Below are 11,043 nucleotides of genomic sequence, written 5' to 3'. Positions count from 1 at the left end.
TCAAGAGGCAGATGTATGGCCGCGCCAACCCCGACCTTCTCCGCAAACGAATCCTCCACGGAGACTGACCTGATCACGGAATGTGTGCCTGAACCAGTTTTCAGGAAGCGGCGACAGCGTGCGGGATTAGCCGCCGATACCGCCCTTGGGGCCCTCCTGCATCACGGGCGGCCGGGAACGACTTCGCAGGGCGCTACTGGGCCGGTCGCCACCCAGAAGCGGGCGCTGGCCATGCGGTTGTCCCCGTGTTCCTCGTACCACATGGTGTAGACGAAGGTTTGTCCCGGCTTGATCTGCTCCGGATGCAGCCTCCAATAGGCATCCTCCCCTTCAGCTGGCGGTTCGGTGGTGAGCAAGGCACGATTGTCCGGCAGGTACGTGCCTCGTGGCTCCTTGCACTGCTTGCCGGTTGGCAGGAAGATCACGTTCGCCTGCACGCCGAGGTTGCGCAACTGGCGTTCGATCACCTCAGGATGCCTGTAGTCCCTGATGTAAATCTTGATGGACCCATCCGGTTCGCGGATCACCGCGTTGGCCGGGGTGGCACCCTGACCCAGCAGCACGGGTACGCCGATCGCCAGCGCGGCGGCGACCGTGGTTCCCAAACCGGCCAAGCCCAGCCAGCGACGGCGCCAGCGTACCGGTACAGATGCGGGTTCCTGTTCGATCATGGTCACGAGGTGTGCCTTTCTGAGTATGTGCCGGGCGGCAGGAAGGTCCCGTTCTTCTGGAAGCCTGTGGTTTCTCACAGCTCCTCTCCCTTCTTGCGGAGCGCTGAAAGGCGCTCACTCCATCTGTGACCGAGCTGCGGTTGGGGTTCCTTGTCCAGGAGGTCTTTCAGGCGGCTTCGAGCCCTGGACAGTCGCGATCGCACCGTGCCCACCGGGATGCCTAGAGCGACGGCCGGTTCCTCGTAAGTCAGCTCCGACCAGACGCACAGGGCGAGGACCTCGCGGTCCGCCGGCGACAGCTGAGCCATCAGCGCAAGGATCTCGCGCATCCGGTGCTCGTCGTCGATTCGCCCGGCGACGTCCTCGGCCGGGTCAGGCTCGTAGACCTGGGTCGGGAGCTGTTCCAGTGCGGTCCTGTGACGGCGCAGAGACCGGCGCCGATTACGCAGAACGTTGTTGGCCACGCCGAGCAGCCAGGGGAGCGCGCTTTATGGCGGATTTGCACCTCGCCTCGCCGCCGCCACGCCTCCAGGAACACCACCGAGGTGAGATCTTCGGCGGCCGCCCAGTCCGCGGTACGGCGGAAGCAGTGGTTATAGACATCGCGCGCGTACTTGTCGAACAAGGCTCCGAAGGCCTCGCTGCTCCCCTCGGCCGCGTGCAACCAAAATTCGAGATCAGTGCTCACAACTCGTCTGTGTCCACACGTCGATTCCAGTTCCACGCGATAGCCGCCACGGGCGCTCAAGCTCAAGCTCTTGCACTGTCGCAGGCCAGCGCTAGTCGCGTGCGCGACTTCTGCTCCTACAGAGCTGAGGATGAGGGTCACCACATGAGGTGTGTCGTCCCTGATTTGGGAGCTGTGGTGACGCTTGCTGGCCGCTGAGGTCTGCTGGAGAGATGGCGGACAGCAGACTTTCACCGCCGGTGTTATCGAGCAGGAACGGCGGACGCTGGAGAGCTGGGGCCCGGCGGCGGCTCATGCCCGAGCGGCGCAGCTTCGTCTACGTCAGGCACGGCACCATCGCCTTGTTCGACGCGTTCGACACCGTCACCGGCAAGGTGATTGGAAAGCTGTCGGCCCGCCACTGCGCCGTCGACTCCACGACTACCTGCACGAGATGGACCGCCAGGTCGAACCCTGGCCTGGCGGTCCATCTCCTCTGTGACAACCTGTCCCCCACAAAGCGCCGGTGGTGCATGCCTGGATGCTGGCCCACCCGCGCCTCACGCTGGCTGTCAGGATTGAGGTGAGGGCAGATCGTGGCACGGCCGACGCCGAGCCGGACGGCGATCTGCGAGACGGCTTAGCGGCGCCGGGTCGGAGATAGCCCAGGGTCTTGTGGAGCCCAGCGTCGATTGATCTTTCCGGACGCCTTGTCGACGAAGATCCGGCCGCTTCGCCGTCTCGAGCTGGTTGGCCCTCTCCATCTCCTCGTACGAGCCGTACAATTCCGACCAGTTCGCGGCCGGTCTCAGCATGGCGTATGGCAGGCGCCCGCCACGAGCGGGCAGGAGCTCTGCCCCCCTTGGCTCTGCTGTCTGGCGGCCTGCAACGGTGAACGACCGTCTGGGACCGTTCACCCTGCTCCACATCTGCGACTCAGCGCCCTTTCCTCCGTGGGCCCTCATTTGAGGTATGTAGGACCTGCCCCACCAGCCGCCATCTGTGCCATCCCGAGGGAGGGCGCTCGACCAAGAAGCTGGAGGAAGTTGACCGTGCAAAGTGTGAGTGGTTTATTACTCACATGACGATGACGAGTTCGCGTCGGCTGTCGACAGCGGAGGAGCGACGCCACACCGTCCTGCGCACGGCGATCAGGGCTTTCGCAGCACGTGGTTACTACGGCACCACCACGACCGAGGTTGCCAAGGCTGCAGGCATCTCGCAGGCGTATCTGTACCGGCTCTTTCCCGACAAGGAGGCGCTGTTCGTCGCGGTCGTAGACCACTGTTCGTCGCGGATCCGCGAATGCCATGCTGATGGTGCGGCGGCCGCCGCCACGGCCGAGCCTGCTGTGGTGCTGGCCGCGATGGCCGCGGCGTACACGAACCTGATCGCCGATCGTGATCTGCTCATGGTGCTTCTGCATGCCACGTGCGCGAGCAGCGAGCCGGCGATTCGGGAAGCGGTACGGGCGTGTTACGCCAAGCAGGTCGAGTATGTGCGCGCGGCCTCGGGCGCCTCCGACGAGCAGATCCGCCGGTTCTTTGGTGACGGCTTGCTGGCCAATGTTCTCGTCGGCGTCGATGCGGCCGCGCTGGATGCGCGGTGGGCGCGCACTTTGCTCGGCTGAGTTGTCATCGGGTCGCATGAGCGGCCCCATTCTTGTCAACGAAGAGTGAGTGGTCAATCACTCTCTCCTTCTGCAGGAGGAAGTCTCTCATGCCTGGATCCAGGAAATCACGGGGCGGTCCGCTGCTGGCGTTGCTGGCCTTCGCCCAGTTCATCAGCGCCATCGACTACAACATCGTCTATGTGGCGCTGCCGGAGATCGGCCGCCAGATCGGGTTTTCCACACAGACGCTGCAATGGGTAGTCAGCGCGTACGCCGTGGCGTTCGGCGGGTTCCTGCTCTTGGGCGGGCGGGCCGCCGACCTGCTGGGGCGGCGCCGGATGCTCGCTGTCGCGCTGACCTTGTACGGCATCGCATCCCTGGCTGGCGGGCTGGCGACCTCTCCCAGTTTGCTGATCGCGGCCAGGGCCGTACAGGGACTCGGCGGCGCCTTGCTGTTGCCGGCCACGCTGTCCCTGATCAATACCACGTTTGCTGAGGGGCCCGCGCGCAGCCGAGCCTTGGCGGTCTGGGGCGGCGCCGGAGGTGTCGGGCTCGCGCTCGGCTCCCTGCTGGGCGGTGTTCTCACCGATGCCCTGGGCTGGGAGTCGGTGTTCTTCGTCAACGTTCCCCTCGCCGCCGTCGCCATTGTTGCAACGTTTGTTTTGGTTCCCGCCGAACCTCGTAGTAACCGGCGCGGCGGTTTCGATCTCCCCGGCGCGCTCAGTGCCACGCTGGGGTCCACACTGCTGGTCTTCGGGCTGGTTCAGGGGCCGGAGGCGGGATGGGGCAGCCTGACCATCGTGGGTAGCTTGCTCGCGGCGGTGGCGTCACTTGGACTGTTCGTCGCGATCGAGGCTCGCACCGCCGAGCCGCTGATGCCGCTGCGACTGTTCACCAACCGCAGTCTCACCGCCGCCATGGCGGTCACGTTTATCTTCATGGGGACGTTCGGCGCGCAGTACTACATCCTGACCGTCTACCTTCAAGACCTGCGCGACTTCGACGCGCTGGCGACGGGCTTGGCCTTCCTCCCCGGGGGCCTCATGGCTCTGCTGGGCACCAATGTGAGCTCACGGATGCTGATCCGGACAGGCACCCGCACCACGCTGCTCGCTGGCCTGGGGCTGGGGGCCGCCGGAATGATCGCATTCGGGCTGGCGATGTCCCCCCACGGCGGCTATGCCGTACTCCTGCCCGGCATCGTCATGATCAGCCTCGGGCAGGGCATCGCTTGGACGGCCATGTTCGTGGCCGCCGCCACCGGCGTCGCGCCAGGACGTCAAGGCATCGCCTCGGCGATGGCCTCCACCACCCAGCAGATCGGCGGCGCGGTCGGATTGGCCGTCCTGGTCGCCGTCATCAACACCGGCCCTGCGGGTGCCGCTACCACCGACGGACTACGCACCGCCGGCTTGCTGGCGGCCGCACTGACGCTCGTCGGTGCGGCGGTGGCCCTCACCCTGCGCAGGCCCCAAGCCTCAAAACCAGCGCAGCAGATCACTTCGACATCACCCGGTGGCACAAGCATCGGCAGGTGAGAGCGACTCATCACAGCCGGACATCTACGCGTACGAACCCCGTTCGAAGTGCCGAGCTGCCAGCCGGCATCGCCACTTCGCCGGGTTGGGGACATGCTGGTGCCGGTATGTCCAGGATGGGACCTGCTGCGGGACCGCGTTGCCGATGTCGAACGACTGACGCACTGGCTGGCCACCCACCTGTGTGATCTGGAGCGGCGAGCGCTGAGGCGATCCGAACGGCCCTGACCGCGAAGACCGCCTTCCGGCTCTCCGCCGAGACCATCGAGCGCATGCTCGCGCTGATCGCCCGGCGCACTGCTTCGCCGGACAAGGACCCCGGCGGCAAGGCCGCCTCGGAGGGCTCGGCGACTGCGACGATGAACGAGGTGGCCGGCGGCCAGGTCGCCGAAGCCGCGGACGAGGCGGCTCACCCGGAGTCGGCGCGAGAGGACGGGGACGAGCGCCTCCGACACCAATGCCTAGCGATGCGTGCTGCTGCGGAAGATCCGGTGATGCGAGCCAGGTGTACGACTCTCTAGGTCATGATCACCTATGGCTGGGGGCAGCGCCATGTATTAACTGAACCCGACCTCATACGAGCGAAACGAAAGCTGGAGTGTGCCGCTGAGTTCTTTGGCGGCAAAGCCACCGATGGGTGTGGACATGAGGTCGCCGTTACCGGCGAAGCTGCACGGTTCACGATGGCAACAAGTCGCGCTCAGGATCAATGCGTACAATTCTTAATCGAGCAGGACAAGTTGCGCGAGCGCGAAGAACGCGCCATGCTGTGCAATAACTTCTTTGCCGCGCATACATGGGGGCGCCAGTTATGGCCATGCATACTGTGACCACTTTCGTCGACGACATCGACGGTAGCGATGCAGAGAGCACTGTGCGATTCAGCATCGGTAACGACGCTTATGAGATCGACCTGTCCAGCCATAACGAGGACAAACTGCGGAAGGCGCTGGCGCCCTACATCCAGCATGGACGTGCAGTGAAGCAGTCGCAGGAGCCGCACGCTGAACGGATCAGTAAGGCCACCGGTAGTCGTCAGGCGCTCAGCCGCGGAGAATCCAAGAAGATCCGCAAGTGGGCGAAGGAGAACAACCTTCCGGTCAACGAGCGTGGCCGAATTTCCAGCACGATCATATCCCAGTATGAGGCCGCCCACGAACCCACCGGCACGCCCTAGTCGATTTATGCGGATCGTCACGGGAGGCGTTCTCGCACAAAGGAAAGACGAATATTCAGGCGTCGCCGGCGCACGTTCGCAAAACAACGAGACGAGGGCGGTTAAGGCGCACGTGTGCGTACGCCAACAGCCCCCTGCAGACAGAACCCCGCCTGATGGGCGAATGTGGTTGCCAGGCGAGGTCCTGAGAACAAAAGTAGATCACCGCACCGCGCTCAAATAGCCGCTATGCGTCACGTCAACATGATCACGTAGGGACACCGTGCGGTCGACCCTATTCACCCAACACAACCCGCCCAGTGGGAGCCCCGACGTCCGCCGACCCGACATGGACGCTCACCACACACGGCTCGCTCGGCCGACACGTGAGACTCGTGTCGGTGAGTCAGGCGGAAAAGCAGGAACCTCTCCGGATACTCAGGGTATGTGCCTGGTCAGACGCGCCAACCCCCGCCGCAGGAAAGCCATCAAGCGCTGGACACGGCCGTTCCCAGTCGCAGCCTGGTCGGACTGGTCGGGCCACAGCGAGGTGCAGATTGCGCACTCGTGATCCGGGCATGCACGCGGACATACGCCCATGCCGCACCAATGGGGACCTGAGCAGGTGTGGGGTAGCTCGGGCGGGAAGCAGATTGCGCACTCGTGATCCGGGCATGCACGCGGACATACGCCCATGCCGCACCAATGGGGACCTGAGCAGGTGTGGGGTAGCTCGGGCGGGAAGCAGATTGCGCACTCGTGATCCGGGCAAGCACGCGGACATACGCCCATGCCGCACCAATGGGGACCTGAGCAGGTGTGGGGTAGCTTGGGACTCATGTCCTGATCACGCGCGGTTGTCTTGCGGTGAGCGACACGGATCACATGGACAGATCCGCCTGGCCCTGCACTTGGATCCTCGTGTCAGGGATCTCACCGAGTGATCGTCACACAGGGCAGGCCCAGGGTCTTGTACTTGTTCCCTCCTAGGTGCTGGTAGCCCTGTGCACAGAGCTTCGAGCCAGCGGGGAAGTTTCGCTGGGGGTAGGTGTAGCCGATGTAGGTGCGGGTGCCGGTAAAGCTCTCGGCGCGCGTGTTCTTCGCCCAGCCGGTTTTGGAGTTCCAGACCCGTCCATGCACCGTCATGTTGGCGCGGACCATGATCTGGACCTCGACTCTGCCGTGCCATGTGCCGTTGTCATACGTTTTGATGCATGTGCTGGCGTTGCACCATTTGCCGGCCGCGGAGGCAGGTGAACTCGCGGCGACCAGCGCGCTGACGGCTATAGCCACGCTGAGAAGTGCAAAGTTGACTTTCCGCACGAACAATTCCTCCAGGTTTCGCGGTCGAGGCGTGTCTTAGGGGGTGTGGTGGTCGACGAAGCCGTCCCGGCATGGCACTCACGATCCCCCACGCTCGTAGGAGTCTGGGGCCTTGAGGGGCGCTTGCCCAGGACGCTGGACGGACATCTTCTGGACATCAGCTGGGCAGGCGTGTTGCGATCCCCGCGTCTGCCATGCCTCGCGCACCTGTTGCCGATGCAGTCTCTGCCACTCCTGACGACGAGGGCTACGTACTGGAATCTGGCCTACATTTGTGACGGTGTCGACCTTCCGGCCAGGGTCGGATAGGCGCCGACAGGAACGGTGGCCGCGGCGCATGGTTCGACAGTCATGGCGAGGTTCTGCGACAGATGGAACCGGTCGGCCGCCTGGAGTGCCTCTTGTGCCCCCGGTAGGGCGCCGTCCTGTTGGAGCGAGAGCGTTCTCGGCAGATCACCTCGAAAGCGGATGGATGGCCAGCCAGCCTGCCAGGGTCGTGGCGTCCCACCCCGCCCAGGAGATCGAGCGGTGCGCCCGGCTCCCAGCACCGCGCCATATTCTGGCCGCGCTGGAGGGCAAACATCGATGCCGAGTAGCGCGCGGCATCGATGCAGCAGCAGGATCTGGAAGGGCCATAGGCAGCCGTAACATCGTGAAACGAGAGACGATGACACCCAGCTTCTCGGCCAACGGGCCTCCGGTCCGCTCTGCGAGCGCCACCGCGATGTCCCGCAAGATCACCATCAGTAGCGGCGCCCTGCGCCCGTATCGGATGTTCGAGCCAAGCATCTGTTCGGCGAACGTCCGCCGCTGGCAGGTGGGCTCGACACGCCTGCCGCTAGCCTGCAGCACGATCAACACAACGGGTTGACCACCCACCGCCGCGCCACCATCCAACCGCCGTGCTGGCTGCGCCCCCTGCTGGAGGCAGCGCTGCAGCTCGGGCAATCCGCCAGTCTGATCGAGTTCGGGCCAGGATGCCTACCTGGCTACTCGTCCGCTCGATCACCTACCAGCGCGGCAGCATCGCCTGGAAGCCGACACCACAAGGACACTTCATCAGCTCAGCGGCCATCCGTGTGCCGTTCGAAGAAGGGCCCTCAAGGTCGTTGATGTTTGCTCAGTTGAGTGAGGCGCGCGCGGATGGTCGTGGTGCTCGCTTCGTCGTCGTCGGTCTGGTCGATTTTGAGGCTGGTCAGAATGTCTAGCGCCTGTTGCCAGTATTGTGCAGCCTCGTCGTAATGGTGCAAGGCGTAGCAGGCGTAGGCGAGACCGTCGAGGGCTCGCGCTTGGTCGTCTAGTTGGCCGAGGTTGATGGCCAAGTAGAGGGCCTCCTGATGTCTGATGAGCGCGTCCTTGGGATCATGAAGAGTGGTGGACAATCGTCCTATCCCCTGCAAGGCTTCGAACTGCCAGTTGGGGTTCCCGATTTCCCGAGCGAGCTTGAGTGCGCGCCTATATCCGTGGGCGGCCTGATCATGACGGCCAAGCAGCCGGTGGATTTCACACAAGGTGATCATGATATCGAGCTCGCTACTGCGATGACCGATGGCGCAGGCCAGGCCCAGGGCTTCGGTGAAGTGCCGTAGAGCCCCTTCGTAGTCCTGTTGTAGGCGAAGAATGTGCCCGATCCCGCCCAGAGCCTGCAATTCGCCAGCACGGTGTCCGAGAACTCGCGCCAGTGCCAGAGCCTCGGTGAAGACTTCACAGGATCGCGTGTCGTGGCCTTGAATGCGGTAGGTCCACCCCAGTCCAATCAATGCGTCCATCTCGCCGCTACGGTGGTCGACGTGCCGCGCGATCTGCAGGGCGTGCTCGAAGTACTCAAGCGCGTCCTCGAATCGACACCACCGCCGGCAGATATGACCCAGACCCGTGAGCGCCACGAGTTCTCCGACGGCTTGCTCAATGACACGAGCGATCTCCAGCGCTTCGCCGAAGTAGTCGAAGGCTTGTTGGAGTTGCCCCTGGCCACGGCGGACCTCACCAAGTCCGAGCAGCGAGTTCAGCTCCTCAGGGCGATTCTTCGTGGTGCGCGCTACGGTGAGCGCTTGGCGAAGCAGTAGCTCCGCGTCGTAGTAGCGGCCTTGAGCACGCAGGCTGCGATGCAATGTGGCAGATATGTGCAGGACGAAGTCCGGCCGCCCGTAGTCGGTGGCACGGCGCACGGTTGCCAGCAGATTGCTGCATTCTGCTTCGAACCAGCTGGCTGCTCGCGCTGGGTTGAACAGGTTAGGAGGGGTGGATGCGGGTGGCCTGGGCCGAGCCTCGACTTCGTAGGGGTGGAGCGCGTCCATCGCTGCCGTCACAGTCCGGAGGTAGTGATCCATCAAACGCGTCAAGGCGGCTCGTCGCCACGATTCGCTTTCCTCGCGGACTGCTACCTGTGCGGCGTGGTTTCTGACCAGATCGTGCATGTGGTAGCGCCCGGGCGCTGGTTCCTGAGTGAGATGGACCTCCAGGAGCTGATCCAGCAGTCGTCGCGCCGTGGCAGAGCTGGTGTCCAGGAGGGCAGCGGCCGTTTCGGCGGTGACATCGGTCCCGGGATGCAGCCCGGAGATCCGGTAGGTACGCCGTTGGTCGCTGGTGAGATAGCGGTAGGACAGCTCCAAGGCGGTACTTAAGCTTGGCTGCTCGGCTTCCGTTTCGGTCAACGGGTCCTGTTCGCTCAGGCGCTCCAACAGATGCGCCACATTCCAGGCCGGGTGCGACCGCAACCGCGCTGCGGTCATCCGTATGACCAGCGGCAGGTGTCCGCACATTTCCAGCGTCAGTGTCAGCAACTCTGCGGAGGTGCCGGCCACACGTTCCCGTCCGGCGGTGTGGGTGAACAAGGCGAGCGCATCCGCCGTGGACAACACATCCAGCGACATCGTGTGGCTGCCGTCCAGATCCGTCAGGCGTCGGCGGCTGGTGATCAGTACCCGGCTGCCTGAACCAGCCGGGAGAAGAGGTCGGACCTGGTCTTCATCTGCGGCGTTGTCGAAGACAAACAGCATTCTGCGGTCGGCCACCAGGCTGCGATACAGCCCAATTCGATCGTCGATGTGTCTGGGAATCTGCTCTCCCTGCACGCCCAGGGTGCCTAGGATTCGCGCGAGCGCATCCTGCGGGTCCACCCGGTCCATCGTCTGCGCATGGCCGTGCAAGTTCATGAACAGTTGCCCGTCAGGAAAGCGCGGAGCCAACTGGTGTGCAGCGTGCACTGCCAACGTGCTCTTGCCTATGCCGGCCATGCCGTCGATCGTGATGATCGGCACGCTGGATGCCTCTTGAGGGTTGATGATCGCCGCGAGTTCACCTGTCCGTCCGACGAAGAAGGGGACGTCCGCGGGCAACTGCCGTGGCGTCCACGCGTGAGCTGATGGCACGGCGAGCGGTTCTGCTTCCACCAGGAGTCGGGTGCCTCGGGCGGCTTGGGCCAGCGTGACTCGTTCTCGGTCGTTCAAACCAAGTGCTTCGGCCACACGCCGCAAGGATGTACCGCTGGGGCGGGGCAGCGCCCCATTTTCTAGTCTACCGATGGTGCGGGCGCTGATTCCGGCCCGGATGGCCAGTTCCTCCTGCGTCAGCATCGCTCGCTCCCGCCACTGCCTCAGCAGGGTTCCGGCCAGAGGAGTGTTCGTCGCCGAGCCATCGGCAGGATCTTGCGCCCTCGTAGGCATAGCAATCTCCGGAAGAGTGCGATTGGCGTCTGGTAGCTGCAATTAGGTAGGTCGCGAACCCGCTGTGATCGCCGGGGGATGCAGGGCTGTGTCGTATGAACCATGATCGCCCGAGATTAGGGCTGTTCACCATAAGAGATATACTATATGCCGTAAGCATTGCAAGTGGTGCGCATACTTCACGGCAATGCATGGACCCTTAGCTGTGGCCCTGCCCGTCCTGTGGTCTGCTCTCGCGGATTCGGGTCCGGCGGAGACGGAGCACTCGGAGGGACCCTTGCCCCCAAGGGCCGGCCGTTGGGTGGTTCACATGTCGCGTCGTAGTTTTGCGGCGGTCAGGGACAGGGCCAGCATGCCGGTGATGACTCCGGTGGCCAGCATGATCGATGGTGCGAGGACCTGGGCGGAGGA

General features: G+C 64.1%; 9 protein-coding genes and 1 pseudogene. 5 read left to right on the top strand and 5 right to left on the bottom strand.

Annotation, left to right across the window (positions count from 1 at the left end; genetic code table 11):
- Positions 1 to 161 precede the first annotated feature (161 nt).
- The 3 genes and pseudogenes from ACIBH1_RS48940 to ACIBH1_RS48930 form a co-directional block, all read right to left on the bottom strand.
- Positions 162 to 677 carry a hypothetical protein gene (locus tag ACIBH1_RS48940; RefSeq protein WP_397321022.1) on the bottom strand — a complete coding sequence of 172 codons (516 nt, stop codon included), beginning with the start codon at positions 675 to 677 and terminating at the stop codon, positions 162 to 164.
- A gap of 68 nt (positions 678 to 745) precedes the next feature.
- Positions 746 to 1,135: an RNA polymerase sigma factor gene (locus ACIBH1_RS48935; protein ID WP_397321021.1), complete on the bottom strand. Its 390-nt coding sequence runs from the start codon at positions 1,133 to 1,135 to the stop codon at positions 746 to 748.
- Between the two features lie 38 nt (positions 1,136 to 1,173).
- A pseudogene (locus tag ACIBH1_RS48930) lies at positions 1,174 to 1,359 on the bottom strand (RNA polymerase sigma factor); the annotation flags it as partial.
- Positions 1,360 to 2,419: 1,060 nt separating this feature from the next.
- Here ACIBH1_RS48930 and ACIBH1_RS48925 point away from each other — a divergent pair.
- From ACIBH1_RS48925 to ACIBH1_RS48905, 5 genes are all read left to right on the top strand, one after another.
- A complete protein-coding gene (locus ACIBH1_RS48925; RefSeq protein WP_397321020.1) occupies positions 2,420 to 2,968 on the top strand; it encodes a TetR/AcrR family transcriptional regulator in 549 nt (182 codons plus the stop codon).
- 89 nt (positions 2,969 to 3,057) lie between these two features.
- Entirely contained in the window at positions 3,058 to 4,488 is a 1,431-nt protein-coding gene (locus ACIBH1_RS48920; protein ID WP_397321018.1) for an MFS transporter, read from the top strand.
- Positions 4,489 to 4,760: 272 nt separating this feature from the next.
- Positions 4,761 to 5,009 carry a hypothetical protein gene (locus tag ACIBH1_RS48915; RefSeq protein ID WP_397321017.1) on the top strand — a complete coding sequence of 83 codons (249 nt, stop codon included), beginning with the start codon at positions 4,761 to 4,763 and terminating at the stop codon, positions 5,007 to 5,009.
- A 3-nt stretch (positions 5,010 to 5,012) separates the two neighbouring features.
- Positions 5,013 to 5,318 (top strand): hypothetical protein, encoded by a 306-nt coding sequence (locus tag ACIBH1_RS48910; protein ID WP_397321016.1) that lies wholly within the window; start codon positions 5,013 to 5,015, stop codon positions 5,316 to 5,318.
- The gene (locus tag ACIBH1_RS48905) at positions 5,306 to 5,665 is read left to right on the top strand and encodes an Lsr2 family protein (protein ID WP_397321015.1); all 360 of its coding nucleotides are present in this window, start codon (positions 5,306 to 5,308) and stop codon (positions 5,663 to 5,665) included. Before ACIBH1_RS48910 ends, ACIBH1_RS48905 begins: the two co-directional genes overlap by 13 nt.
- 912 nt (positions 5,666 to 6,577) lie before the next feature.
- On the opposite strand, the gene ACIBH1_RS48900 is transcribed toward ACIBH1_RS48905, so the two are convergent.
- Together ACIBH1_RS48900 and ACIBH1_RS48895 are read right to left on the bottom strand one after the other, a co-directional pair.
- Positions 6,578 to 6,967: a hypothetical protein gene (locus tag ACIBH1_RS48900; protein ID WP_397321014.1), complete on the bottom strand. Its 390-nt coding sequence runs from the start codon at positions 6,965 to 6,967 to the stop codon at positions 6,578 to 6,580.
- A gap of 1,100 nt (positions 6,968 to 8,067) precedes the next feature.
- Positions 8,068 to 10,632 (bottom strand): ATP-binding protein, encoded by a 2,565-nt coding sequence (locus ACIBH1_RS48895; RefSeq protein ID WP_397321013.1) that lies wholly within the window; start codon positions 10,630 to 10,632, stop codon positions 8,068 to 8,070.
- Between the last annotated feature and the right edge of the window lie 411 nt (positions 10,633 to 11,043).

Origin of the sequence: Nonomuraea sp. NPDC050663 (genome assembly GCF_044456985.1) — a bacterium.
In the GTDB taxonomy this organism is placed as follows: Bacteria; Actinomycetota; Actinomycetes; order Streptosporangiales; family Streptosporangiaceae; genus Nonomuraea.
The sequence above is the reverse complement of the archived record's forward strand: the minus strand, read 5'-3'. Positions and strand labels throughout refer to the sequence as shown.

Bases quoted from the DNA above. Each gene is read 5' to 3' on its own strand.
- ACIBH1_RS48925 (WP_397321020.1), top strand. From the start codon at position 2,420: ATGACGATGACGAGTTCGCGTCGGCTGTCGACAGCGGAGGAGCGACGC.
- ACIBH1_RS48920 (WP_397321018.1), top strand. From the start codon at position 3,058: ATGCCTGGATCCAGGAAATCACGGGGCGGTCCGCTGCTGGCGTTGCTG.
- ACIBH1_RS48915 (WP_397321017.1), top strand. From the start codon at position 4,761: ATGCTCGCGCTGATCGCCCGGCGCACTGCTTCGCCGGACAAGGACCCC.
- ACIBH1_RS48910 (WP_397321016.1), top strand. From the start codon at position 5,013: ATGATCACCTATGGCTGGGGGCAGCGCCATGTATTAACTGAACCCGAC.
- ACIBH1_RS48905 (WP_397321015.1), top strand. From the start codon at position 5,306: ATGCATACTGTGACCACTTTCGTCGACGACATCGACGGTAGCGATGCA.
- ACIBH1_RS48895 (WP_397321013.1), bottom strand. From the start codon at position 10,632: ATGCCTACGAGGGCGCAAGATCCTGCCGATGGCTCGGCGACGAACACT.